Annotated in this window: 19 protein-coding genes; 11 read left to right on the forward strand and 8 right to left on the reverse strand. The window is 41.1% G+C overall.

Annotated elements, in window-relative coordinates; translation table 11 throughout:
- Nucleotides 1-99 precede the first annotated feature (99 nt).
- From mutS to G4P69_RS01840, 3 genes are read right to left on the reverse strand one after another with little or no spacing between them, the layout of a single operon-like run.
- Nucleotides 100-2,676: a DNA mismatch repair protein MutS gene (gene mutS / locus G4P69_RS01830; RefSeq protein ID WP_208338241.1), complete on the reverse strand. Its 2,577-nt coding sequence runs from the start codon at nt 2,674-2,676 to the stop codon at nt 100-102.
- 51 nt (nt 2,677-2,727) lie between these two features.
- Complete coding sequence (locus G4P69_RS01835; protein WP_208338240.1) at nt 2,728-3,333, reverse strand: DUF4276 family protein; 606 nt, start codon at nt 3,331-3,333, stop codon at nt 2,728-2,730.
- Complete coding sequence (locus tag G4P69_RS01840; RefSeq protein ID WP_208338239.1) at nt 3,327-4,508, reverse strand: AAA family ATPase; 1,182 nt, start codon at nt 4,506-4,508, stop codon at nt 3,327-3,329. Before G4P69_RS01840 ends, G4P69_RS01835 begins: the two co-directional genes overlap by 7 nt.
- A gap of 1,320 nt (nt 4,509-5,828) precedes the next feature.
- On the opposite strand from G4P69_RS01840, the gene G4P69_RS01845 reads away from it, so the two are divergent.
- From G4P69_RS01845 to G4P69_RS01890, 10 genes are all read left to right on the forward strand, one after another.
- Nucleotides 5,829-7,274 carry an NADH:flavin oxidoreductase gene (locus tag G4P69_RS01845; RefSeq protein WP_208338238.1) on the forward strand — a complete coding sequence of 482 codons (1,446 nt, stop codon included), beginning with the start codon at nt 5,829-5,831 and terminating at the stop codon, nt 7,272-7,274.
- Nucleotides 7,275-7,295: 21 nt separating this feature from the next.
- A complete protein-coding gene (locus G4P69_RS01850) occupies nt 7,296-8,768 on the forward strand; it encodes a c-type cytochrome (RefSeq protein ID WP_208338237.1) in 1,473 nt (490 codons plus the stop codon).
- A 53-nt stretch (nt 8,769-8,821) separates the two neighbouring features.
- Nucleotides 8,822-9,244, forward strand: a complete 423-nt coding sequence (locus G4P69_RS01855; RefSeq protein WP_208338236.1) for a hypothetical protein — start codon at nt 8,822-8,824, stop codon at nt 9,242-9,244.
- Nucleotides 9,245-9,284: 40 nt separating this feature from the next.
- Nucleotides 9,285-10,718: a c-type cytochrome gene (locus tag G4P69_RS01860; protein ID WP_208338235.1), complete on the forward strand. Its 1,434-nt coding sequence runs from the start codon at nt 9,285-9,287 to the stop codon at nt 10,716-10,718.
- 39 nt (nt 10,719-10,757) lie between these two features.
- Nucleotides 10,758-12,398, forward strand: a complete 1,641-nt coding sequence (locus G4P69_RS01865) for a lipoxygenase family protein (protein WP_208338234.1) — start codon at nt 10,758-10,760, stop codon at nt 12,396-12,398.
- Between the two features lie 34 nt (nt 12,399-12,432).
- On the forward strand, nt 12,433-12,741 hold the full coding sequence (locus G4P69_RS01870; RefSeq protein WP_208338233.1) for a putative quinol monooxygenase: 309 nt from the start codon (nt 12,433-12,435) through the stop codon (nt 12,739-12,741).
- A gap of 37 nt (nt 12,742-12,778) precedes the next feature.
- Entirely contained in the window at nt 12,779-13,831 is a 1,053-nt protein-coding gene (locus tag G4P69_RS01875) for a saccharopine dehydrogenase family protein (protein ID WP_208338232.1), read from the forward strand.
- A gap of 9 nt (nt 13,832-13,840) precedes the next feature.
- Nucleotides 13,841-16,036: a patatin-like phospholipase family protein gene (locus G4P69_RS01880; RefSeq protein WP_208338231.1), complete on the forward strand. Its 2,196-nt coding sequence runs from the start codon at nt 13,841-13,843 to the stop codon at nt 16,034-16,036.
- A 473-nt stretch (nt 16,037-16,509) separates the two neighbouring features.
- Nucleotides 16,510-18,492 (forward strand): hypothetical protein, encoded by a 1,983-nt coding sequence (locus tag G4P69_RS01885; protein WP_243902864.1) that lies wholly within the window; start codon nt 16,510-16,512, stop codon nt 18,490-18,492.
- Nucleotides 18,493-18,748: 256 nt separating this feature from the next.
- The gene (locus tag G4P69_RS01890; protein WP_208338230.1) at nt 18,749-19,552 is read left to right on the forward strand and encodes an SDR family NAD(P)-dependent oxidoreductase; all 804 of its coding nucleotides are present in this window, start codon (nt 18,749-18,751) and stop codon (nt 19,550-19,552) included.
- Between the two features lie 227 nt (nt 19,553-19,779).
- Here G4P69_RS01890 and G4P69_RS01895 read toward each other — a convergent pair whose 3' ends face one another.
- The 4 genes from G4P69_RS01895 to G4P69_RS01910 all read right to left on the reverse strand — a co-directional run bounded on the left by G4P69_RS01895 (nt 19,780) and on the right by G4P69_RS01910 (nt 22,214).
- Complete coding sequence (locus G4P69_RS01895) at nt 19,780-20,880, reverse strand: AI-2E family transporter (RefSeq protein WP_208338333.1); 1,101 nt, start codon at nt 20,878-20,880, stop codon at nt 19,780-19,782.
- A 17-nt stretch (nt 20,881-20,897) separates the two neighbouring features.
- Nucleotides 20,898-21,335 (reverse strand): NUDIX hydrolase, encoded by a 438-nt coding sequence (locus tag G4P69_RS01900; RefSeq protein ID WP_208338229.1) that lies wholly within the window; start codon nt 21,333-21,335, stop codon nt 20,898-20,900.
- A 78-nt stretch (nt 21,336-21,413) separates the two neighbouring features.
- Nucleotides 21,414-21,830 carry a sunset domain-containing protein gene (locus G4P69_RS01905; RefSeq protein WP_208338228.1) on the reverse strand — a complete coding sequence of 139 codons (417 nt, stop codon included), beginning with the start codon at nt 21,828-21,830 and terminating at the stop codon, nt 21,414-21,416.
- Nucleotides 21,831-21,851: 21 nt separating this feature from the next.
- Nucleotides 21,852-22,214, reverse strand: coding sequence for a BON domain-containing protein (locus tag G4P69_RS01910; RefSeq protein ID WP_208338227.1), 363 nt, complete (start codon nt 22,212-22,214; stop codon nt 21,852-21,854).
- A 550-nt stretch (nt 22,215-22,764) separates the two neighbouring features.
- On the opposite strand from G4P69_RS01910, the gene G4P69_RS01915 reads away from it, so the two are divergent.
- A complete protein-coding gene (locus tag G4P69_RS01915) occupies nt 22,765-23,964 on the forward strand; it encodes a DUF2252 domain-containing protein (protein WP_208338226.1) in 1,200 nt (399 codons plus the stop codon).
- A 343-nt stretch (nt 23,965-24,307) separates the two neighbouring features.
- Here the strand turns inward: G4P69_RS01915 and G4P69_RS01920 are convergent, their stop codons facing one another.
- Nucleotides 24,308-25,552 (reverse strand): LCP family protein, encoded by a 1,245-nt coding sequence (locus G4P69_RS01920; protein ID WP_243902056.1) that lies wholly within the window; start codon nt 25,550-25,552, stop codon nt 24,308-24,310.
- Between the last annotated feature and the right edge of the window lie 451 nt (nt 25,553-26,003).

Genomic DNA, 26,003 nt, shown 5'->3' on the forward strand with positions numbered 1-26,003 from the left:
TCTAGCCAGCTTGTATTAAGGCTTGAAAGTCAAAGGACTTGAAAGGTTTGTTGTTGTGCTTGAGTGCGCTAAAGCGCAACTACGAACGAACGAGTACAACTAATCTAAACTTTGTAAGCCGATCGCTATCTTACTATGTTTCTCAATTTGACCCATGACTTGTTTTGCTCGTTGAATCACTACCGCAGGTAAACCGGCTAAACGTCCTGCTTCAATTCCATAGGATTTATCAGCACCACCTGGTTGAACGGAGTGCAAAAAGATAATCTGGTCTGGTAACTCTTTCACTGTTACTTGATAGTTAGCGACATTTGGTAAAATTGACGCTAACTCATTCAACTCATGGTAGTGCGTTGCAAAAATTGTTCGCGCCCGAATTTCTGTTGCAATATACTCTGCTACAGCCCAAGCAATTGAAAGTCCATCAAATGTTGCTGTTCCGCGCCCAATTTCATCTAATAACACCAAGGATCTTGAAGTTGCATGGTTGAGAATATTTGCTGTCTCATTCATCTCCACCATAAATGTTGATTGACCAGTCGCCAAGTCATCCACTGCACCGACACGAGTGAAAATGCGATCGCACACCCCCAACTTAGCAGACTTAGCAGGCACAAAACTACCAATCTGTGCCATCAACTGAATCAATCCCACCTGTCTTAAATAACAACTCTTACCACTTGCATTAGGTCCAGTCAAGATAATTAAATCAGGTGATACCTCATATAAGTTCTCCTCTACCAACCCTAGCTGAGTAGAATTTGGCACAAAAAACCCTGCTGGTAAAGACTTTTCTACTACCGGATGACGCCCATCGACTATCCTAATTTCTCGTCCTGGTATCATTTCCGGACGACAGTAACCTTGATAAACCGCCAATTCTGCCAAACCAGCCAACACGTCAGCCGCAGCAACTGCACGAGAAATATTGCGAATGCTCTCCGCGTGTTTTCCTACCTCTTCGCGCAACACTGCAAAAATTTCATACTCCAACTTATTTAAATCATCCCGCGCTGTGAGAATTCGGGCTTCTCTTTCCTTCAATTCAGGTGTGATGTAGCGCTCCTCGTTGGTCAATGTTTGCTTGCGGATGTAATTAGAAGGTACAGAATCAGCTTTTGCACGAGAAATACTGATATAATACCCGAAGGTTTTGTTAAACCCTACTTTTAAATTGGGTATTGCCGTCCTTGCTCTCTCATCAACTTCTAAATTAGCAATCCACTGTTGATCTTCTTCTACAGTAACGCGCCTCTGATCTAACTGAGGATTAATTCCAGGGCGAATCAAACCACCTTCTGTTAAATGTATTGGTGGTGACTCCACAATATGAGCTTGTAATTTTTGTGCTAAATCTTGCAGCAGAGGTGGTGCTTTTTGTAGAGCCTTTAAAAACGGAGACTCAGCCTCACTGACTAAGTGAGATAATTCTGGTAGACGAGATAACGAATCCGCCAATGCGACTAAATCTTTTGCATTAGCAGTACCAGAACCAGCACGTCCCGCCAAGCGTTCCAAGTCATAAATTTGCTTTAACAGTTTCCGCAATTCTTGGCGGAGGTTAGTGTTTTCTACGAGTTCTTGGATCGTGTCTTGTCGAGCGCTAATACCTTTTATATCAAGTAGAGGTTGCAATAACCAGCGCCGTAAAGCGCGACTCCCCATTGTTGTACAGGTGTTATCTAACGCCCAAAGCAGAGAACCATGAAAACTACCATCACGAACTGTTTGGGTAATTTCTAAGTTACGGCGGGTTTGATGATCAACAATTAAGAAGTCACTGAGGGTGTAGGTGCGGAGTAGTTGTAGAGGAACGGTGTTTTCTTTTTGTGTATCTTCTATGTATTCTAAAAGCCCACCAGCAGCGCGAACTGCTAACGGTAGGTGATCGCAACCGAGCCCTTCAAGCGATCGCACTTTAAACGTTTGCAATAATCTTGCTCTTGCTTCACCTGCGCTGAACCGATTTTGCGATCTTAAAGAATAACAGAACGATGGTGGTAAACAATCTGGTAAATGTTCTGATTTTTCACCCGGACGTAGTAAAGTTCCCAAATCAGGAGCATTGGTAGGAACCAGTACCTCTGAAGGTTGCAACCGCATTAATTCTTGGGTGAGATGTTCTAAAGGAGTTCCTTGAGTTGTGAGAAATTCACCAGTAGAGATATCTGCATAAGCTAAACCCCAATGATCTCCCGCAATAACCACAGCAGCTAGATAGTTATTATGACTCCCCTTGAGCATTCCTTCTTCTAGCAAAGTACCAGGAGTGAGGATGCGGGTTACTTCACGTCGCACCAAACCAACAGCGTCAGCAGCGTCTTCCACTTGATCGCAAATCACCACTGCATAGCCTTTTTCTACCAACTGGGTAGTATAACGCTCCCATGCATGATGTGGTACACCTGTCATGCATACCCTACCGACTTCTCCCCCGTGTTTACTTGTTAAAACTAATTCCAGTTCTCTGGAGATAGTAACCGCGTCTTGAAAAAAAGTTTCAAAAAAATCTCCTACCCGATACAGCAGCAGTGCGTGAGGATACTTATCCTTCATTTCCACGTAGTGCTGATACATTTTACTGAGCCTACTGCGATCCACTAGTCGATGATCAGCATGAGGTGCAGTCGAGTTATTAGGTTCGTTTGTTTGGGACGCAGAGTCAGAAGCCGTCATGGTTACTAAGTTACAAGCTGCTAATACTCGATGATAACGGAAATTCAGAGATTATTTCATGGAAGTGTCAATTATTTGTACGAGTGTTCTAAAAAGTCGGTCACAGTGAAGTGACGCTTTGCGGACTTGATCAGCATTCAAGCTTGCCAAAAGCAGTGAAGCATGTTTTATTTTGTGATACTCACCTTTAGAAGTGTTACAAGTAGCAGCTTTCAGTTTTTTGTTTAAAATATCTTTATCAAGACTCTCCACATCTTGACTTCTCTTAATTGCATTTTCTTTGAACCCTTGACCATAAAACTTTCTAAGAGTTTCAATGTCAGCAATAAACCATGCTTCCATAACTTGAACCATTAAGTGACAATGAATATCATCAACATCTGGTAAATCCCAATTATCCCTCGACTTTAAATGCTCCCAAGGAGACAATTTAACTGGAGCTTCAGCATCTACAAGCAACAAGTTAAAGGCATCTTGGTGAGATTTTAAAGCATTTTTAAAGTCCCGAAAAGCGTCATTACGCTTACCGCACATAGTAATGTTTATTCGTCGCTCGCGTGATACTTGTAGAAATTTATGAAATCCTTCCCGAAGTTTAGCTTTTGACTCTTTACCATCACCACCACCTTCAATATAAATACGGATCTCCTTTACCATCGGGTTCCTCCAATTTCACCCATCCGCCAGAGATCTCCTAGAGTATAATTTTCTAGCCAGTCTTTCAATTTTTCAGGATCAAGACGACGTAAATGGCTTCCTTGTTCATCTCGCTCAAATACCAGCACAGCTTCAGGGGGGAGCGAAGAAACTAAAGCATCAGAATGAGTTGTTACAATCAGCTGTGTCCTCTGAGATGCTTCAATTAGCATCTCAGCAATCGTGGGGAGAATATCTGGATGTAAACCGATTTCTGGTTCTTCAATACAAATAAGTGGTGGTGGTGTTGGATCTAGAAGTAAAGCCATTAAAAATAAATAACGGAGAGTACCATCAGATAAACGAGTTGCGGGAATAGGTTGTGCAAGATTTTCTTCACGAATAAATATTTGTACTGTACCACCATAGATTTTTATACTTAATTCTTCTGCTGCATCATAAAATTTCTTAAGTTTTTCTATGATTTGTCTATTGCCTAGTTGATATTGTAAGTTATTTAAAAATAAACCTAAGTTACTACCGTTTTCTAGAAGAGGATGCTCTGGCAAGTCTGTTTTTTGAGGATTTCTAGGTTCTGAGTCTCGCCCAATATTCCAAATTCTATATAAACTAATATTAGAAAATTGAGTTGCTAAATATGAAAGTTCCGGATACAAATCGGGATCTTTTCTTTGCGATAGAACTGATTGATCAGGAATCATGTCCTCACGGCGGAGTTCTCTTTGTTTCACCACACCGTCTAGTTTTACATTTAAAACAGGACGACCACGTTGATAACGATAGTAAAAATAAACATCATCTTCACCAGGAAATGGTTGTTCATTTTCCACAAATTCGTCTATCAACTCTAATTTTTGACCAGCCATAGATAAGCTAATTTGATAGCTTAGTGTCTGTATTCTGGGATAGTCTACAATAGCTTGTATTTCTGCTACAGTGTTACTATGTTGACCTTTCCACAAAAATTCACTAATCCCTCCCGCTTGACGAATAAACGCAGGTAAATCTGTAGGTGTTGCTTTAAGAAGCGCGATCGCCTCAATTAAATTAGATTTGCCGGATGCATTTGAACCAATTAATATATTCAAAGGTCGCAGTTCAATTTCTTCTCCCTCACTTCCGTAGGAAAGGAAGTTTTCTAATCGTAAGCGACGGATAAAGGTTTTTCCGTTCAAGTAATTCTCCTTTTATCTGATAATCTTAATTCTATAGAATTTATGATGGAGTAACTAAAATAACAATACTAGCATCACCCATAGAAGTCTTTTGTGCATCTTCAATCCGTATTTTTTTACTATGGCTTCGCGCTTTAAAGGAGTGCGATCGCGTTTCCTACTTTAGACCTATTGACAAAGTTGGCACAGCTTTAATTTGTTACCAATGATCTCCAACAGCGAAGGAGGTGGTATTCTCCGGTCGCTGATGTCTATGCTCATTTAATTGTGTCAAATAATACTTTATTACTTAAGTAAGTTGGTTTTTCGCGATCGCCTGCTTTCACTGTTAGAGCGTTGCTCCCGGTGGAACTTTCTCCAAAAAGCATAAAGTTTTATAAAGAAAGTTCTACGACGATTGTGCTTTAACCAAGTCTGAGATACAAAAGAATGAGTGAGCAAATTTCGGTTTGACTCAACTATTGACGAGCCTTCGGGCAAGGCAGCTATGCAGAAGGCAAAAGGCAGAAAAACGAGAGAAGATTGAGAAAAATAAGGGTAAAGCATAGCTGCCCAACTTTGCCCATAATCGGTTCAGGTTTCCGGATAAAACCGGAACAGAAAATAAAACCTGTTGCGAGGCGCGCAGCGCGTTCGCGTAAAGCCCTGCGGGCATAGCTGCGCGTCGGGCGAAGCCTCTCCGTCAGGAGAAGCGTCTCTACTTGGGAGAGGGATAGGGTGTCATTATTAGAATACTCTGTCTTCAACCTTATGGTATACACATAGGTGGCTCTTTTAGAGCCCGAAATGCCCAAACTTTGGCGGAATTGAAAATCTATGCCTGTGACTAGTCTTAGGATTAAGACAAAGAAACCAAGTTTCAGGTGGTGATTTCAAGACTTGTGTATATACCACAAGGCTTTAGGCAACGATCATCAATCGCTTCTGTCCTCTAGCTTCTTACTTGAAAATCAGTTTTTCTGATTTTTACAAATTTTCCCCATAATTACTTGTAGATTAATCTGCAATTTTCGATGAGGTTATACTCATCTCCATTTCGTAAACAAAATAATCAATTATAGGACTTACGCACTATACAAATCGAATATGATGTCTATCAACAGATCATGGTTGTTTTAGACTTGTAGGGGCGCTCATGCTTGCCCCCCTACAATGGACGAGAACACCCTCATTTGCGGAAAAATCTTTGGTCGAGGTGCTATTAATTAGTGCCCCATATCTAATGATTTCTGTCAATGGGTAAGTCCTAAATTCCTTTGGCGGTTCAGATTTTTATAGGGAAAATTTCCAAATAACATAACTTTGACAAAAGGAAAACAAATGGAGAATGACATCATTTTTGAGCCTCTAACGTTTCGGAACCTAACCGTCAAAAATCGGATCTTTCGTTCTAATATCTCCGGTAGATTTGATAACTACGATGGTTCAGGAAACCAGGCAAGGATTAATTGGGAGGAGAAGTTTGCCAGAGGTGGTGTAGGGGCGATTGTTTCTTCCTTCGTTCCCGTGACTATCAAAGGAAGAATTGTGCCCAATTATGCGACGATTCACAGCGATGATCGCATTCCTTTCTGGCACAAAGTGGGCGAAAAAGTCCACGAATACGGCTGCAAATTTCTTATGCAGCTGAGCCATTCCGGTCGCCAGCAAGATATCCAAGGCGTTGAGAACAGTTATATACGCCAGAGTTCGACCAACCATACCGAGTCATTTCACGGATTAGAGTGTCGGGCGATGACAAAAGAAGAGATTGGGGATACAGTCCGGGCTTTTGCCAATGGTGCTAGACGCGCCCGCGAAGCAGGACTCGATGGGGTAGAACTACATAGTGCCAATGGTTATTTATTTACTCAATTTCTTAGCTCCGGGATCAACGACCGCACCGACGAATATGGAGGTTCTCTAGAAAATAGAGCGCGTTTTTTACTAGAGGTTATCCAAGCAATTCGCAAGGAGGTGGGAAATGATTTTCACCTGCAAGCTAAAATCAGTGCCGTGGAATATAACAATGCTGTAATTCCTTGGGAAAAACCAGGAAATACCTTAGAAGAGTCCATTCAAGTCTGCAAGTGGGTAGAGGAAGCTGGGGCTGATGCGATTCATGTGTCCACTGGAAGTTTATTTCCCCATCCCCTGAACCCTGCTGGGACTTTTCCCCTAGAAGGTAAGTTTTCAACGGATAAAGCCAGTAGTTCTTACGACACCATGCTTTCTAGTGGTAACCAAACCTTCCGCAACTATCTGCTCTTTCGCTATAAGTTCTTACATCCGGTTTTTCTGTGGTTCTGGTATCGGGTTCAGCGACAGAGGCAGAATGAAACTAACCCAATTCAAGGGTTAGAGGTAAAAGCTGAGGCTTTAGACCAATCGTTTCGTGAATTTGTGTCGTCCCAAGAGATGCAGAAACTGCTACACACTTACCAAGGAATTAGTCTGAGTCATGCAGGAGAGATTAAGAAAAACGTCAAGATTCCGGTAATTTGCACAGGGGGATTTCAACAGGCTTCTTACATTCGTAAAGCAATTGAGGAGCAATTTTGCGATGCAGTAAGTATCGCTCGTCCTCTAGTAGCTAATAACGATCTAGTTCAGCAATTTGCCAAAGGAAAAGATATTCCAGAACGACCCTGTATTTATTGCAATAAATGCTTACTTAATACCTTAGAAAACCCTTTGGGATGCTACGAAAGCTCCCGTTACGGCGGCGACTATGATGAAATGGTTAAAGAAGTCATGACTGTATTTAACCCGCCACCATTTACATAATTTTAGATTTTGGATTAATTTATGAGCCAACAAGATAAACCAATACTAATTCAAACAGTTTTCAAACGCATTTGGGTGTTTGTTATTGGAACTGTCTTAGCTGTGGTACTACTTCTAGCTTGGCCCTTCCTTTGGAATAATGGTTCGGTCAGATATGCAGACATTAACGAACATTTTAAATATGGGTCGATTGGCGGTGAAAAGGCGAATGGCATTCCTTATTGGGTCTGGAAAGTTCTCCCCGTCGTGTTTGCTGATAAATTACCAGGGAAAGGGTATACCTCTTTAGGTTTTATTCAAGAACCAGGGAAGGATCTCCCAATAGGCTTTTCCCAAAGCAAGATTGGCTTTGAACGGGTCGGTCAAAATTGCGCCACCTGTCATGCTGGATCCGTGCGCGAGACACCCAATAGTCAACCGCAAATTATTACTACTATGCCCTCTAATACGGTCAATTTAGGGGCGTATATCCGGTTTCTCTCAGATATCGCCATTGACGAGCGGTTCAATGCTAGGGAAATGATGCCACATATTGAAGCGATGGGAGCCAAACTCAACCCGCTTGAAAAATTAGTTTATCGTTATTTTGTCATTCCTCAAACGCGGGATGCACTGATTTTACAGAGAAGTAAATTTGCGTTTATGGATAGCCAATCCGACTACGGACCGGGGCGAGTCGATACCTTTAGCAGCTATAAAACACGCCAGTTTAATTTTCCCATTAAGAAGCTTTCAAAAGACGAACTCAATGGCATTGCTGATTTCCCAAGCATCTGGGAGCAACGACAGCGACAGGGAATGCAATTACACTGGGATGGCAATAATAATTCCGTTGACGAGCGTAACAATAGTGCTGCTTTGGCATTAGTTACACCAACGACGATTAACTTTGATGCGATTCACCGCGTTAAAGATTGGCTTCTAGATTTACCTGCTCCTTCCTATCCCTACCCAATTAATGAAAATTTGGCGGCTGTAGGAAAACCCATCTTTGAAAATACTTGTGCTAGTTGTCATGTGTTTGGTGGTTCCCAGGTCGGTAAGGTAGTCCCAATTAAAGAGATTGGTACAGATCCCGGTCGTCTCGATTCTTACACCTATGAGACACTCTCGAATCAAAATACACTCTTTACTGACATTTCTTATCAGGGTGTAAACCAGCGATTCAATCACTTCCGTAAGACGAATGGTTATGCCAGTATGCCTTTAGATGGGATTTGGTTACGATCGCCCTATTTGCATAATGGTTCCGTACCAAGTCTAAGAGACTTGCTAGAAGCACCAGAAAAGCGCCCTCAGGAGTTCTATCGAGGATATGACGTTTTTGATCAAAAAAACGTTGGCTTTGTCTCTAATGTCGCAGCAGAAGGCGACCACGACTTTTTTAAGTTCGATACGAAGTTACCTGGCAATAGCAATAGCGGTCATTTGTATGGTACTGATCTTTCATCGGAGGAGAAAGAAGCATTGGTTGAGTATATGAAAAAACTTTGAAGATAAATGGCTAGAGTGCAAAATGTAAAATCTCTCGATAGGAAAAAGAACTCATGAATAATTATGCCAAATGGTTCGGTCGGGTTGTCTGGTTAGGGATTATTGCCAATCTGTTTTTTGTCATTCCCTGTTGCTTCTTTCCAGAAACTTTGCTCTCTTTACTAAAAATGCAGATTCCTGTCCCAATTATCTGGGTGCGTGCGGCGGGATTGCTGCTGTTGGAAATCAGTATTTTGTATATTCCTGGCGCGATCGATCCCTATCGCTACAAAGCAACAGCTTGGATGTCGGTATTGGTGACGCGAGGTGGTGGATCATCTTTTTTCCTTTGTGCTGTCTTTTTGTTTGGTCAAAGTCTGGGATTTTTAACGATCGCTCTGGTCGATCTTGTCTTCGGTGTCATCGAGGGAATTCTTTTGTACCTCGCTATGCGCGAACAGCCAGAAATTTCACAACCCGCCAAGGGATTCTCCTAATTTGGGGTTGAACTTGTGCAATAGGGAGAAAAGAAAGTTTATGAACGTATTGAAGACAAAATTAGGGCAAACGATCACTGTAATCACAGTCATTATTCTGCTTTTGGTGGGTTCTGTGGCTTATATCGGGTGGTATAATCTCTTTCGAGAAGTTCCTACCTATTACGAGTCATCAGAGGAACACTTTAAATATGGTTCCATTGGCACGGAAAATGCAGAAGGGACACCTTATTGGATTTGGCTGGTACTGCCGCGCGTCTTTCCCGAAAAGCTACCAGGCTCCGGTGGTTATACTTCTCTAGGATTGACATGGGAAGAGGGGAAAGAGACACCCGTCGGAATTTCCAAAAAAACCATTGGCTTTCCGCGTCAAGGGATTACCTGCGCGGTTTGCCATCAAAGCACGTTCCGGAAAACTCCTAAAGATAAACCTACCATCGTTCCAGCAGGAGCTTCTAGTAAATTTGATTCTCAAAGTTACCTGCGATTTTTGTTCGCTTGTGCCAATGACCCTAAATTTACTGCCGACTATATTCTGCCAGCGATCGAGTATAACCATCAGTTATCTTGGTTGGAAAAACAACTTTATCGCTATCTGCTAATTCCACAAACCAAAAAAACACTCCTCAAACTGCAACAATCCTATGCTTGGATGGATTCTCGACCCAATTGGGGACCTGGTCGTATTGATCCGTTTAATCCAGTTAAATTTAGAACTTTAGGCTTGCCTATAGATAATACGATTGGCAACTCTGATATGATGCCACTGTGGAATGAAAAGCTGCATAAAGAGTTTGCTTTGCATTGGGATGGACTGGAAACTTCGCTGACGGAAACCATTCAAGAAGGCGCAATCGGCGACGGTGCTACCAAAAAATCACTTCCTATCCAAGATCTCAAGCGGGTAGAAGACTATATTAAGCAACTCGAACCGCCGAAATATCCTTTTGCGATCGAGCCACAATTAGCAGACACGGGAAGTAAGATTTTTGAACAAAACTGTGCTTCTTGTCATGCTTTTGGTGGAGAAAGAACAGGTAAAGTTATTCCAGTTAATGAAGTGGGAACTGATCGCCACCGTATAGATATGTGGACTCAGCAAGCAGTAGATGCTTATAGCCACTTTGCCGACGGCTATGAGTGGGATTTTAAACAGCTACGGAAGACAGATGGTTATGTATCGGTTTCCCTTGATGGACTTTGGCTGAGAGCACCTTATTTACATAACGGTTCAGTACCTTACTTAACAGACCTGCTTGAACTTCCTGAAAACCGTACCAAAGTATTCTATCGAGGATACGATGTCTATGATCCACAGAAAGTTGGCTTTGTTGCTGAAGGGGAAGAAGCTCTTAAAGTTGGTTTTAAATACGATACCAGCGTGGAAGCCAATGGAAATCAAGGACATCTCTACGGTACCGATTTGCCTGCTGAAGATAAAAAAGCCTTAATCGAGTATCTGAAAACTTTATAAGTCGAGAAATACCTAAGTAATTCCAAATGGAGGGATATAATGAAACCCTATTTACCCCAACAAGAACCAAATCCGACTGCCAGAGAAAATATCCTTAAGAAAAATCGAGAAGATTACCAATTCGATCATAAAGCCCTAGCTCCGATTCCCGTAATAGACCGCGTACCCAAGCAAGAATGCTTCTCTGCCGAATATACAGCAAAGCGTTTAGCCAGTATGGCAAATCTTCCCGCTAATATGCTGGCGGCAAAAGCCAAAAATTTTCTCGATCCTTTAGATAACCTAGAGGAATACGAAGAATTGTTAAATTTGCTCCCCAAACCAAATCTCATCCCACACTATCGCACCGACTCATTTTTTGCGGAACAAAGACTTTCTGGAGCTAATGCGATCGCCACTCATCGGATTGATGATTTACCTGAAGATTTAGCAATCAACAATAGTCATTTTCAGCAAGTTTTAGGTGCTGACTACAACCTAGATACAGCCCTTAAACAAGGAAAAATATACTTCTTAGATTACCCCTTATTGCAAAATGTTAAAGGGGGAAATTCTGAAAGTGGCAGAAAATATCTACCTAAAACCAGAGCCTTATTCTACTGGCAACCGAGTAATTCACCTCAAGGGGGTTCTTTAGTTTCTGTTGCTATTGAACTTAAGAGCGAATCGGGAAATAATAAACTCGTTTACACACCCAAAGATGCTCCTTTAGATTGGTTTTTTGCCAAACTTTGTCTACAGGTTGCAGAAGGCAATCATCAAGAACTGGGTTCCCACTTCTCTTTTACCCATGCTGTTATGGCTCCTTTTGCGATCGTGACTGCTAGACAATTAGGAGAAAATCATCCTATTGCTTTACTCCTTAAACCCCACTTCCGATTTATGCTATTTGACAACGATTTGGGGAGAAAACAATTCTTACAAGCAGGAGGACCTGTAGATCGCTTTATGGCGGGGACTCTAGAAGAATCTCTGACTTTCGTAGCTCAGACCTATCAAACATGGAGTATACAAGATTTCGTTTTCCCAACGGAAATTAAGAAACGGAAGATGGATGATCCTGAAGTTCTTCCTCACTATCCTTTTCGGGATGATGGTTTATTAGTGTGGCAGGCTGTTGAAAATTTTGTTATTAATTATGTCAAACTTTATTACAAGACGCCACAAGATTTAGCTGAAGACTATGAGTTGCAGAATTGGGCGCAGGAACTCGCTGCTAAAGACGGAGGTTGCGTTAAAGGTATGCCGCAGAAAATTGAGACTCTAGAGCAATTGATTGAAGTTCTAACCGTCGTTATTTTTACCTGTGGTCCTTTGCATTCTGTTTTGAATTTTACCCAATACGAATACATGGCATTTGTGCCGAATATGCCCTACGCTGCCTATCACCCAGTTCCAGAAACCAAAGGAATTGATATGGCAACTATTATGAAGTTCTTGCCCCCCTTTAAGCAAGCTGCGGATCAAGTCTTCTGGACTATGGTGTTAACATCTTATCATTATGATAAATTAGGATTTTATGACGAGGAATTTGCCGATCCTCTAGCTCAGGAACTTCTCATTCAATTCCGGCAAAACCTAGCTGATGTGGAAAGACAAATAGATATAAAAAATCAAACTCGTCAAGTTCCTTATCAGTATTTTAAACCGTCGCAGATTATTAATAGCATCAATACTTGAGCTTAATCATTCTATTGCAAAGAGGAGAAAAATAATGACAGTTCAACAAGTTATCGTTACTGCTTCCATTAAAGTTAAATCTGGTATGGAGGAAAGATTTAAGGAGGAATACTTGCCGATTGTAAATTTAACGTTAGCTGAAGAAGGTTGCCTCAATTACAACCTATATCAATCTCAAGCTAATCCTTCAATATTTATGCTGTATGAAAAATGGATGAGCAAAGAAATTTTAGATCAGCACTTACAAATGCCTTACATGAAGGCAATTAGCGAAAAAGCAAGTGAGTTTTTGGTAGAACCCGTTGAAATTAATTTATGGGAGCATATTGACTTTGTTCCATGAATTTAGAAACGCTATATAACGGGGGTATATATTTAAGATGACTGCCAAAGTGTTATTGTATGGTGCCACTGGATACGTTGGTAAACTGATTGCCCAATTGGCAAAAAGAGATTCTTTAGATATCATTCTAGCCGGACGAAACCGGGAATCAGTTGCCGCACAAGCAAATGAATTAGGTCTAGAATTTCGAGTTTTTAGTCTGGATAGTGCTGCAGTAATTGAAAGCGCGCTCGCTGATGTTTTTGTAGTTCTTAACTGTGTTGGACCTTTTTCCCTCAGTGCCAAACCTTTGGTAGACGCTTGTCTAAAAGTTGGAACTCACTACACAGATATAGCAGGAGAAGTACCTGAGTTCCAAGCTTTACTTGAGCGTGATGCAGAAGCTAAAGCAGCAGGAATAATGCTACTTCCTGGTATCGGATTCGGTGTCGTCCCCACTGACTGCTTAGCTGTATACCTCAAATCTCAGTTACCAACAGCTAATAAACTAACTCTCATCTATGAAACCCAAGGAGGTGTATCCCAGGGAACTGCAAATACAGTTCTCCCTAATCTTCATGTGATGGGTGTAGTTAGAAAGGACGGAAAACTTATTTCTGCTCAACCAGGAGCAAAAAGTCTGAGGATTGATTTGGGTGATGGTTTTGTAACTGCGGTAACTAACCCTTGGCGAGCAGATTTGGTTACTGCTTATTACAGTACCAAGATTGAAAATATTGAGGTCTATACTGTATTTCCTGCTCCCTTACCTTTGCTGATGCAATCAAGTCGTTATTTGAGAGGGATATTTGATTCGCCATTGTTCCAGAGTGGTATAAAAAGTTTGCTGAAAACTTTACCTTCAGGACCTACGGAAGCAGAGCGAGCTAAAGGAAAGACAAGAGTTTTAGGTATTGTAGAAGACGAAACAGGCCAAAAAATTCAAGCAAGGCTAGAAGGATCTGAAGCTTATGATTTGACCGCACTCACTGCTGTAGCAACTATCAAACATATTCTTCAAGGTCAGACAGAGTTAGGATTTCAAACTCCTGCATCTGTATATGGGGCAAATTTTATTCTTGAAATTCCAGGAGTGAAGCGATTTAGCTGAAGAGAAGTTATGAGAAATATTTTGACTTTGGACAAAAATATCGGTCCACAGATCGTTGTGTGGACTGTTTTAGTCCTCGCAATTGTAATCGGTTGGCTGCTAGTGCCTGCTACTTTTTGGCAATACATTTTCTTTTTGCGCGTACCTATTTTAATGGGTTTATTGCTGTTAGGCTTACCTGCGGTCGCTAAATTTTTCTTACCAGCGATGCTCAAGAATTTATTTGTTCTACGCGGTGCCGGGCAATTAACTTTTACTATACTTGGCGCAAGCGCAGCATCAATGGTAGTAATACTTACTGCCCATATCATAGTATATAATGCACCAGCTCGCTTTGGCGTACCACAATTACCAGTAATGCCGCAACTGTTCGAGTATCTGCTAGCGATCGCGCTAGCCTCACCTGTTGCTATAACTGCAACTGACCTATCGCAAGAAGAAATTAAAGACAAAAGATGGATAGGATTTTTTGCTGGTATATTATCTAGTGCCGTATTTTTCTTTGCCTTTGATTGGATAAGAGATTCATTAACTCGTAGCGCTTTTCTAAAACATTGGTTAGCTGTGGTAATTTCGTTTTTGACAAAACATTCTAACCAAGGCTATATCAATCCTAACAATGGTCAACTAACCGACGATCATATTAACGCATTCGCTTTCTTTTTAGTTCTTTTAGCCGTCTACCTGTTTGTTTTTATTGTCTTTAAACCTCGTCCAGTTCATAACCAAAGAGAAGCCTCCGCACTTTTTTATGTAACGCTTCTGATTGCGATCGCAAGTCTTTTCTTAGGGAGTCTTACCTTTTATTTTGATTGCTTTCGAGTTTCTGTCTTATTTTTCTGGTTGCTGATTTCTGCTGCTATGTATTGGCAATTTAAGGTAGACCACTTTTTTGAACTCAAAAAAGATACTATTCAGAACAAAGATAAGAACGAACAGCTAAAAGATTTTAAAACAGTAATCGATAAACGTCTCCAACATCAGAACCAAGAAAAAACTTTAGTCGTTGTCTGCGCTAGTGGTGGTGGAATTCAAGCAGCCGGATGGACAGCTGAAGTACTGACTGGATTGCAGGATGAGAAATTGTTAGGGAGTTCGTTTACCAAATCTATTGGTTTGATTAGTGCTGTCTCAGGTGGTTCGGTAGGCACAATTTACTATTTGGATCGTTTTAGTTCTCAGGGTTATCCAGACACAGAGGAACTACAGAAGATCTTTACTAGTGCTACTGAAGATAGTTTAGATGCTACTGGTTGGGGATTAACCTATCCAGATTTGTGGAAAATCATTGGCTTACCACTGTTTCCCTCTATTTTTACGAACTTAGTACCAGATCGCGGTATTGCTCTAGAGACAGACTGGCAAGGAGAAATGAAAGGTTCAGAAAATAAGATACACAACCCGAAAACTTTAGCAACCTGGCGAGAACAAATTTTTCGAGGTGAAATCCCCATTCCTATACTTAACGCGACTTTGGTTGAAGATGGTCGTCGCTTCCTAATCTCACCAATGACTTTTGGAAAAAATCCTGAGAAAAAATATGTAGACTTTAACACCCTTTACGCCGACTATGACATTAATCTTGTCACGGCTGCTAGACTCTCAGCAACTTTTCCTTATGTCTCACCTATTTGTCGTGGTCGTGACAAGCAAGTAGTCAATCCTAATTATCCCAGTTATCATATAGCTGATGGTGGTTATTTCGACAATTCTGGTTTTGTCGCAGTACTAGAATGGCTTAATGAATGGCTCAAACCCGAGAGAGAACTAAATATTAAGAAAGTTTTGTTGATACAAATTAATCCCTTTCCTAAGCCTGAGCCTCCATCTGATAAACCAAATGAAACTGAAGAAAATTCAGGTTTGTTCATTGCAACATTAGGCCCACTACAAACGATGTATCAAGTTCGAGATCCCATCAATACTGCTCGAAACTGCGCCGAAGTAGAAATTTTTCAAGAAAAATACAACAACCAAAAAGATGACAACATAGAAATTCAATACTTCCCGATCTTTTTCCCCTCCAAGAAGGAAGCACCCGAATTTTATAGTAAACAAGGCGAATACCAACCTCCTCTTTCCTGGAAGCTAACTAAAAGAGAAAAGGAAGCGATTAAAAATGGTTGGATAGCAATAAAAGACCAAAAACAAATTCAAGAACTCAAAAAACTTTGGAAAAAGTGGGAGGCTGAATTCTCACAATAATTTCTCACGAACTTTATAAAGAAGAATTCAGGAGTCAGGAGCCAGGATTCAGAATGATAAATGCTGGTCAAAACCACGCCCCCTTCTCGTTATCGTGCGGAGGGGTTGAAACTTTTCCTAAAACACCATCCCGCTTGGGGGTTATGTATTCTGACTCCTGAATTCTGTCTTCTGACTCCTTTTTATTTCGCGTCACCTGGTGTTCAGGAAGTCAGTTAGGAATGTTGGTTAAAACGTCGTCCTTTCTGGACTAGACAAGAGATGAACAGAATTCAACTCGTTGTATTCTATAAGTTTCCGAGTTTTTTGCGAGAAAATACAATTAAGAACTGTCAACTTATTGTATTTTTGTTAAACTAGGATGCCCTCTTGTGGATAAAATATTTACAGGAAGGCTTTAACTTCTTAGGTCAACGTATCTTGCGAGTGAGATACACCTTCTGAATGTTTAAATATTCCAACCAGAGATTTTTATGAAGAGGATAAGTCTAATTCTCAAGGGCTGTCTGATGCTTCTAACTGTGATTGTGTGCCTAATCTGCGGTTACGGAGTATCTACAGCTTTGGCAAGTGAGTATAGTCAACCTGTACCTATTGCTAGTGAATACGATAAAACACCAACATCTGAGTCTAGTGATAATTGTGATGGACTTGGATATCTACCATATAACTCACAGTTAACAGAGGCAGAAAATCGAGGTCGTTGCACTTGGTACTTATGGACTGGGGGTAATGATAAGTACTATCGTGAGATAGCCAAGAGAACCGACGGTAATGTGGACTTACTAAGCCTCATTGACTCACGCAAGCGTGATGAGCGATTCAAAAAGTTTGGCACAATCAACGATCCTGGATGTGAAAAAGCGACAGAACCCGACAAATACGGTTTGTGGCTCGATAAATGCAAAGACCCTCTCTCAACAGGGGTGATCGGGTTGCGTAAGTTCAACAACCCGGACTTCGATCCAAAAAAATGGGATCCTGTCAAGTATAGTCAAAATGCAAAAATTGAGCCTCCCTACAGAATTGGGCAAACTTGTGCTATCTGTCATGTGGCGTTGAATCCCCTCAACCCACCTGAAGACCCAGCACACCCGACATGGGATAATTTGGTTTCAGCACTGGGGAATCAGTATATTAAGGAAGCTCAATTATTCTCGACTAAACTCAAAGATGATAATTTTGTTAAGCAGGTGCTAAACACACAGCCACCGGGAACGTCAGATACTTCTCGTGTGGCTACTGATCATATCAACAACCCAAATGCGATCAACTCCATCTTTAATTTGAGCGATCGCCCGACCTACCCTGAGGTCATGGACGATGGTTCGACCAAGGAGGTACATCACATCCTCAAGGATGACGCAGACTCTACAGGAGTTGCAAACGCGTCACTGCGCGTTTACGTCAACATAGGGATGTGCGGTGATTACTGGCTGAGTCTCCATGACGCTATGTTAGGTAGAAAACCGCAAAAACCTTTCGACATAGAAACTGCTAGAAAAAACTGCGAATACTGGAGAAAAACAGAAGCCCGTATGGCTGATGCAGAGGCGTTTCTGAAAACTATCAAACCGATGTATCTTAAAGACGCGCCTGGAGGTGAGGCTTTCCTCACAAAGGATGAGTCTGTTTTAAAACGCGGTAAGATTGCCTTTGCTAACACTTGTGCTAGCTGTCATTCTAGTAAACAGCCTCCTGCGGAAATAGCTATTGACCCCGAAAAAGCTCAACAGTGGTACTTGGAATCTGTGTTTAGTAGTGATTTCTTAGATCACAACTACTTGTCAGATGACAAGCGTTATCCAGTCACATTAATAGGCACTAATGCTAGTCGTACACTAGGAACAAATGCAACCCAAGGGCATATCTGGGGAGAGTTCTCGTCTAAGACGTACAAAGAACTACCATCACCAGGGGAACTGACTCTAGAAAATCCTTTTAACGAAACCAAACCAATTAAGTTTGAGGTGCCTTCTGGGGGTGTGGGTTATTATCGTACACCAACATTGGTAAGCATCTGGGCAACAGCACCGCTCCTCCACAACAACTCTTTAGGAAAATATAATGAAGATCCATCAGTAAAAGGACGTATCGAAGCCTATACTGATGCAATGGAGAAACTGCTGTGGCCTGAAAAGCGTGATAAAGTTATCTACCGAACAACTCAAGATAGCACCTTGGGTCTTCCTCTAGGATTTAAGGCTAAAGTCCCAAAAGGGACACCCGTCAATCTGGTAGCAAACATAGATCCTAAAGATGTGATCGCCAATATCAACCTGAAAAACGTTATAGAAGACTTGAACCCTGAAGGTGGTCTTAAAGGTAAGCTTGTGCGAGTACTTTTAAGGGCAAACAAGTCTCCTGACTTCTTTGAAGACAAGGGTCACACTTTTGGCTCAGAATTATCAGATGAAGATAAAAAAGGGCTGATCGAGTTTCTGAAGACTTTCTAATACAATTTGTCTGAGTGTAGAGCATCAAATCGTTCCCCTGCGTGGAAGCAAGCTCCGCGAACGCGGAGCTTGCTCTTTGTGTGAGAGCGTCTTTGCTCTTGAAAAGGTTGTATTCTGAACGCCACATGCTTTATGCCGGGGAACCCGTCCACCGCAGTGGCTCCTCCTGACTCCTCTTTTATTGACTTTTTTAACAAAGCCTTGACGGTTTTTTATCTATCTAGCAAACATACTAAGCAAATCCCAAGAGAAAATCATGAACACAACATACCAGGGTAAGCGTAAACAAACAGCTCTTATTACAGGAGCATCTGGAGGAATTGGCTACGAATTCGCAAAGCTATTTGCTCAGGATGGTTATAATCTTGTTGTCATCGCTAGAAGTGGTCAAAAGCTAACTCAAATTGCACATGATTTTAAACAAAAATACGGTATTGAGGTAAAAGCTATTGCTAAAGATTTAGCTATACCAACAGCTGCAGAAGAAATTTTTACACAATTGCAGCAAGAATCCATTAAAGTCGATGTATTGGTGAACAATGCTGGCTTTGCTAGTTATGGATTATTTCAGGAAAACGATATAACTAAAGAACTGGAAATGATGCAGGTTAATATGGTGACCCTGACCCATTTAACTTGGTTGTTTCTCAAGGACATGATAGGGCAAGGTTATGGTAGAATTTTGAACCTTGCTTCAACTGCTGCTTTTCAACCTGGTCCTTTAATGGCAGTTTATTACGCTACTAAAGCCTATGTGTTATCTTTTTCAGAAGCGATCGCCAATGAATTAGAGGGTACAGGTGTTACTGTAACTGCTCTTTGTCCGGGTCCAACAGAATCTGGTTTTCAACAAAGGGCTGCTATGGAAGACTCAAAACTAGTCAGTGGTCAGAAAATTATGGATGCTGAAACGGTAGCTCAAATTGGCTATCGCAGCTTACTTGAGGGTAAAACTGTGGTTATTCCCGGACTGAAAAATAAAATACTAGCCGAATCAATAAGATTTACACCCAGAAAAGTGGTAACAAAGTTAGTGAGAATTATGCAGGAAAGCAAATAGTGGCTAACTCACCGTTAATTTAAATCTAGGAAAAGCTGGGTATGAGTAGATACACTACGTTTACTTGGCTTTCGTCCAGACCGAGATGCGGCAACAGCTTACCGCATCATTTCCCGTTGGAATCACACCAACCTCAAAAAGCTCCAGTTGTACTGGATTGCTTAACATTCCATGCTCGCCCACAGAGTAAACAAGCTGACCATTAAGCCTGACATCTGGCTCCTTGTTTAACTATAAGTTCCTGCTGTTTCACTTGTGATTTTTTCTGCTTCTGACTCAACATTCTCTATCTTATTAAATCCCCCTGCACGCCAAATATCTGCGATATCCTTGAGAAAACTAGCTACAGGGATGGCAATTAACAAACCGAGTACTCCTCCTAGTTTGGCTCCTACTAGTAAAGAAACAACCACCCACACAGGATTTAAGCCAGTTAAATTACCGAGAATACGAGGCGCAACAAAGTTAGAATTTATTTGATCTATTGTCACCGCTACAATTAAAACCTCAACCGCTAACCAAAAGTTTTGTAAAGCTACTAAGAAACTAACTATGGCTATCCCAAACCCAGTTCCAAAAGGAAACAGAGAAAAAAATCCAATTCCAATACCAAAAAGTAATCCTAAAGGAACTTGCAGAGCTACAAATACTAATGTCAAGATTAGCCCTAGTAAAGCAGCTAATGTTGCTTGACCAATGAAATAACCGTGAAAATCTTCTCGGATGTTTTGCCTAATTTTTAATCCAATATGAGGCGGTAGCCACACAAAAACCCCATCCCAGAGACTTTGACCGTTCCACACTAAGTAAACAGTTAGTACCACCGTCAGCAGTATGTTGAGAAGAGTGCCAATTGTATCAACAGCAAAACTGAGAATTTTACCGATAAATGTTTGAACTTGACTGGATAATCTATCTAAAATTTGGGTGAGTAGATTACTTAGATTAGATGGTAGTTGCTGAGTTGCAGCCCAGTTTTGTAAGGCTTGTAATTGTTGAGTTCCTGAATCAATCCAAGCAGGTAAAATGTTTGCAAATTCATTTAGCTGTGCAAGAATTTGGGGAACTAAGGTAATAGCTAAACCAACTACAATCACTACAGCCAATAGCAAAACGCCCCAAACAGCTAGGTTTCTTTGTACTCCTCGTTTTTGTAAAAACTGGATTGGGTAGTCTAAAATGAAAGCTAGGAGCATGGCGGCGACAAAAACGGTCACCAGAGTTTGAAAATACTGCACCACCTGAAGCAATACCCAAGCATTGAGTATTGCAAGAGGAAACGCTAATCCTAAACTTAACCATCGTGGCAGTTTATTTGCTGATTGCATCATTGAAAATTTAGTTGTTAGGTGTTAGTGGTTAGGTTCTTCCTTCTCATAAAATCTAACAAAATACGTTGATGGATTGATCCAAGGGGTCGAACTTCTCCTGCGATCGCGGAATAACAACTACCCTGGTGAATGTCTTCTGGTGTTACTAAACCCATATCCCAGCCTTCACTGAGAACGAGTTGATTCAATTCCACCACGAGAGGTGCATGAAAGACATGACGCACAGCTTTTTCATCAGGGTAGCAGCCAAAATCAGAAACTGTTGGTAGTACATAGCCAATTTCTTCTAAAATTTCTCGCTTTACCGTTACATCAGGAGTTTCGCCTGGTTCCATGTGTCCACCGAATAACCCCCAAAAGCCCGGATAGCTAATAGTAGGAATATTATCCCGCAACTGCATTAGGAATTTATTTTCTTGGTATAGGATAGCGATCGCTACTTGAGCTACCATATTCACCTTAATAATAAAAGCGATACAATAATTAAGCCCCTGCTAAGCAAGGGCTTAAAACATTTACATCAAACTGAACTATTTAGCTGTGGGAGCTTTAAAGCCAGCCTTTTGAGCAGTCGCTTCATCTTTAAAGCAGATTTTTGGCTTAACCTTGGCGTAGTCTGGAGCCTTAGCTGTTCGATAAATATTACCCCGCTTCGCTGTCACTAAGCCCTTAACAGGAGCATCCTTCGGACAAGTAGTTTCTCCAGTAGGTGTCACACCCAACTTTTGAGCATCAGCTGGAACAGTTCCCTTTGTTGTAGTCGTTCCTGTTGAACTTGATGAGTTTCCTGCTCCAGGAGAAGCAGTTGCAGTCGCAGTCGCAGTCGGTGTAGATGTTGCTTCTCCACCACCAGCATTATCAGACTTTTGCCCCCCGCAACCTGAGATGGTTAAGACAGCCAATAATGAGATGGTAAGAATCCCTTGATGTCGCAATAGATGTTTCATACTTTTGATAGCCTGATGTTATTACTCTATTTCAACAACACTAACTTGGTCACTCTGAACATCTGTTGCGCCAGTTACACCTTGAGCGACTTCTACCAATTGGTCAAGAATATCTTGACTGGGTACTTCCCCTTTTAGCACAACTGTGCCACCAAGTTGGGCTACATATATGGAATAAATCTCATCGAACCGACCGTCTTCGTCAAAAGCTAAAGCTACTCGCTTTGCAAGACCACTCTGATCGTACTCTCCATTTAGCCCTAATCTTTCTGGTGGAATTGATTCGCCTTCACTACCACTTTCATCACTTGTTGCGGCTGGCTCAGGATTAACTTGAGCGTCTTCAGGCGTGTCTTGACCAAATAGTCGTTGTAACCAACCCATAAGTTTTTTCTCCCAATATAAAACAACAAGCTCTTGGTCTTTTTGACATCAAGATTTTTTCTGTAGCAACCTAACTTACCTTTTATGGAGCAAATTAATTTGCTGACAAAAAGAAAGACCAATAAAGTATATCGAACCGATTTTCTTGATGCGATCAGACGCTTATAGTCTGAAAAATGACCAAGTAATTTGTAATTATCTTACAGAACTGTCAAATTATTAAACTGAGTTTGGCTCTCGAGTTAATTTATCAAAAAATTCAGTCCTAATCGGCTGATTAACATCTGTATTTTTTGTAAATCTTTCCGAATTTTCGAAAAGATATTGTAGAAATGTGTTAACAGACTCTACAAATTTAATATTTACTTTATGACAACTGTAAACTTACAGTATTTCTTCATGAAAAAACATTAAGATAATATAAAGTTTTCATTGGAAATGTTATTTTAAAAACTAAAGACAAGTCTCTATTGAACAGGGTGTAGGGTGTACAATTCGAGAATGCGTCTTCCCTACACCCTACACCCCACAACGCCAGATTCCTACGCCGATGACAACTGTTCTTGAACGAATAGAAAACTTTAATCAAGGGCGCATTCCTGAACTAGTGCATTTAAAGTATCAGAATATGCGAGCAGATCCATTTGCTTTCTTTCGGGGTACATGTCATTTATTTTACGAGGATTGGGCTGGGAACACAGTGTTAAATACAGCACCAGCAGTTTGGGTTTGCGGAGACTTGCATTTGGAGAATTTTGGTAGCTACAAAGGAGACAACAGATTAGTTTACTTTGACATCAACGATTTTGACGAAGCTATCTTGGCTCCTTGTACTTGGGATTTGGCGAGATTTTTGACTAGTGTTTTAGTAGGGTTTCGCTCATTAGAGGTGAATGAATCAGAAGCTTTAGCACTGTGCAATTGTTTTATTGATAACTACATTAGCGCTTTAGCCAAAGGACAAGCTCGTACAGTGGAAAGGGAAACGGCGGTTGGGATGGTGAAGGATTTGCTGTTAAGTCTCAAGGAACGCGATCGCAAAAAATTCCTTGACCAAAGAACTCACGAAGCTGATGGGAAACGCAAATTACGAATTGATGAAAAACGCACTCGAGCAGCGACTAAAGAACAACGTCTGAAAATAACACACCCGTTAGAGAATTGGGCTAGCCAACAACCAGATCCTAAATTCTTCAAAGTTTTAGATGTTGCTTATCGCATTGCTGGTACAGGTAGTTTAGGTGTAGAGCGCTATGTGATTTTGATTGAAGCCGAAGGCTCTCCCAACCACAATTATCTTTTAGACCTTAAAGCAGAATCAACTTCGGCGTTGCAGCGCTATCTGAGTTTACCTCAACCTGATTGGAGTAATCAAGCCCAGAGAGTCATTGCCATTCAAAATAGGGTGCAAGGAACTCCACCAGCGTTATTAGCAGCCTTAGAGAGCGACGGAAAAGCTTACGTTTTACGAGAGTTACAACCGCTTGAGGACAGGGTGAACTTGAAAGACTCCAACGGGAAGTTTAACCGATTGGAAAAAGTAATCCGAACAATGAGTGAGGTTGTTGCTTGGGGACAGTTACGCAGCAGTGGTCGTCAGAAATCAGCGATCGCAGATGAACTGATCGATTTTGCATCTGCTACAAACTGGCGTCAACCTTTGCTTGATTATGCTCGCGCTTATTCTGCTCAGGTTGAAAAAGATTATACTGCCTTTTGTGCCGAGCTTAAGGACAAATCCTATTCTTGAGTCATAAATTGAAAACTGCTTATTAAGTCATAGCTAAATCAGAAATATCCCCTGTGTGTTCTAAGTCATAGTCCCTGTTTAATGGAATTAAGCAGGATTAAATGAACTGAGGCGTAAAGGAAAGGCGCAAAAAATATTTACAAAACAAATGTACAGGCTTTTAGCGATCGCTCTTATCCAATTACTCGCCAACTCTATGTAATCATCAAAAAAGACCATGGTCGAGATGAACAGGCTGGGACTGCGTATGCTAATTTGCTCTTGAGCGTTGAAGGTCAAAAACTATTAGAACAATCCGGTTTTGCACCGATTCTTGATAGCTTAAGAAATGTTAAGCAATAAACTATCTGTGATGAAGTTTTGTCAGTGAAGTTCTATTGGCTTCCGGTTTCTGATTTCTGAGTTTTTCAACCAAATCTGGACCTACTACAATAGTCACATCAGAGAGAATATCTCCAACTGAAGCAACCTGTACCTCACCTGTACCCAGTACACTGCTAACAGTATTGGCTGAATCAGGATTACCGTGTTCAGCTATAATTTGTGTGTTTTGAGTATTGGTTATTGTATTAATATTTGTAGCGTAAGCATTTCTGAAGCCGTGTTTTCTGAGAAAAGAAACGACAATTTCTCCGTTTCTTGGTACTCCGGTGCCATTTGCTACCGCAATTTTCAATGATGGTTCTGTTAAATCAGAATTTTTGGATAATTCTTGAGTAGTGTTAATATTAAAATAGCGTGACACAATACTAGAAGTTACTTTTGGATCGTGAATCCAGTAGCTGAGCTTGTATTCACTTCTGCGACTGAAGCGCCCAGGAAGCATAACTAAGTGCATGTGTTGGCGATCGCTCACCATAAGAGTATGAGCTATTCCGAGCATCTCGTTGACAGACAAATCAGAATCTACATTGTCTTTGACAACTTCAAGCAGTTGAGGTATCTTACCGAGACTTGCAGGTTGAAGCAGTGTGTGTAAAATTTCTTTAAGTACTTGCTGTTGTCTTTGTACACGACCAATATCCCCTAGGCGGTCATGACGAAAGCGAATATACTCCTGCAAGTGCTGTCCATTAAGTCTTTGCCTTCCTGGGGAAAAGTGAATGTTCAGTTTCTGAGTATGGTCTACATAGTCCATTTTCTCAGGAATAGTAACTTCCACTCCTCCTAATGCATCCACCAAATGAATAAATCCTTCTGTATCAAGCCGGATATAGCGGTCAATACCCACACCGTCTAATAGATCATGCACAGCCTCAGCTGCTTGCTTTGGTCCGCCTCGTACGTTGGCATCATTGATCTTGTCAATACCAACCCCTTTTAAGTGTATCAGTGTATCTCGCGGAATTGATAACACATTGATTTTGTGGGTATCTGGCTCTAATCTTACCAGCAGCATCGTATCACTGTTGCCTGCAAGTGCCTCAGCAGGGGTGAATTTGCCTTGGTGTGGATGTCCTGAATTGTCTATACCAAGGATCAGGATATTTACAGGATCTTTGAGATTTGTGGGGATCAAACCTGTCAATCTTCCACGACTGTGGGGCAAGCGAGAGTATGCTAGATTCTTCAAAGGAGTTAGGGTCATAAGGGCTGCAAAAAGTGATCCTGAAATCACAGACACCAGCGCCATCGTCCCCCAAAAGAATGGCTGTTTGAACAGCTTAGATCTTTCGGTCTTGTTTTTTCGCTTCACTTCTCACCTACACACTGCTATTGTGGGTAAAATTCATATAGTAAAATACTCTTAAGAGTTTTTAACACCCTATTTGCCCTTCTGATTTAGGATAAAACAGAATAATCTGTTTATCAATATTGCAATATTTTTAAAGAAACAACATTTGTGTCTTGTTACAACTCAGATACAATATATAAGTTACAAAAAATGCATCAACCGCAGTTAATTTACTGAAAGTAATTTCATTAAAAAACTAGAAAAATGATCGTTTCTGTTGTAGAAGTAGACGGAAGCTGTTCCAAAATTAGCAAAGTCAATTAGACTTTTGTTAATCTGTGCTATGGCAATCCTTAATGAACTC

This window comes from Aetokthonos hydrillicola CCALA 1050, from assembly GCF_017591665.1.
Classification (GTDB): Bacteria; Cyanobacteriota; Cyanobacteriia; order Cyanobacteriales; family Nostocaceae; genus Aetokthonos; species Aetokthonos hydrillicola.

Excerpts from the sequence above, each read along its gene's own strand:
- mutS (WP_208338241.1), bottom strand. The coding sequence starts at position 2,676 with ATGACGGCTTCTGACTCTGCGTCCCAAACAAACGAACCTAATAACTCG.
- G4P69_RS01835 (WP_208338240.1), bottom strand. The coding sequence starts at position 3,333 with ATGGTAAAGGAGATCCGTATTTATATTGAAGGTGGTGGTGATGGTAAA.
- G4P69_RS01845 (WP_208338238.1), top strand. The coding sequence starts at position 5,829 with ATGGAGAATGACATCATTTTTGAGCCTCTAACGTTTCGGAACCTAACC.
- G4P69_RS01850 (WP_208338237.1), top strand. The coding sequence starts at position 7,296 with ATGAGCCAACAAGATAAACCAATACTAATTCAAACAGTTTTCAAACGC.
- G4P69_RS01855 (WP_208338236.1), top strand. The coding sequence starts at position 8,822 with ATGAATAATTATGCCAAATGGTTCGGTCGGGTTGTCTGGTTAGGGATT.
- G4P69_RS01860 (WP_208338235.1), top strand. The coding sequence starts at position 9,285 with ATGAACGTATTGAAGACAAAATTAGGGCAAACGATCACTGTAATCACA.
- G4P69_RS01865 (WP_208338234.1), top strand. The coding sequence starts at position 10,758 with ATGAAACCCTATTTACCCCAACAAGAACCAAATCCGACTGCCAGAGAA.
- G4P69_RS01870 (WP_208338233.1), top strand. The coding sequence starts at position 12,433 with ATGACAGTTCAACAAGTTATCGTTACTGCTTCCATTAAAGTTAAATCT.
- G4P69_RS01875 (WP_208338232.1), top strand. The coding sequence starts at position 12,779 with ATGACTGCCAAAGTGTTATTGTATGGTGCCACTGGATACGTTGGTAAA.
- G4P69_RS01880 (WP_208338231.1), top strand. The coding sequence starts at position 13,841 with ATGAGAAATATTTTGACTTTGGACAAAAATATCGGTCCACAGATCGTT.
- G4P69_RS01885 (WP_243902864.1), top strand. The coding sequence starts at position 16,510 with ATGAAGAGGATAAGTCTAATTCTCAAGGGCTGTCTGATGCTTCTAACT.
- G4P69_RS01890 (WP_208338230.1), top strand. The coding sequence starts at position 18,749 with ATGAACACAACATACCAGGGTAAGCGTAAACAAACAGCTCTTATTACA.
- G4P69_RS01895 (WP_208338333.1), bottom strand. The coding sequence starts at position 20,880 with ATGCAATCAGCAAATAAACTGCCACGATGGTTAAGTTTAGGATTAGCG.
- G4P69_RS01900 (WP_208338229.1), bottom strand. The coding sequence starts at position 21,335 with ATGGTAGCTCAAGTAGCGATCGCTATCCTATACCAAGAAAATAAATTC.
- G4P69_RS01905 (WP_208338228.1), bottom strand. The coding sequence starts at position 21,830 with ATGAAACATCTATTGCGACATCAAGGGATTCTTACCATCTCATTATTG.
- G4P69_RS01910 (WP_208338227.1), bottom strand. The coding sequence starts at position 22,214 with ATGGGTTGGTTACAACGACTATTTGGTCAAGACACGCCTGAAGACGCT.
- G4P69_RS01915 (WP_208338226.1), top strand. The coding sequence starts at position 22,765 with ATGACAACTGTTCTTGAACGAATAGAAAACTTTAATCAAGGGCGCATT.
- G4P69_RS01920 (WP_243902056.1), bottom strand. The coding sequence starts at position 25,552 with ATGACCCTAACTCCTTTGAAGAATCTAGCATACTCTCGCTTGCCCCAC.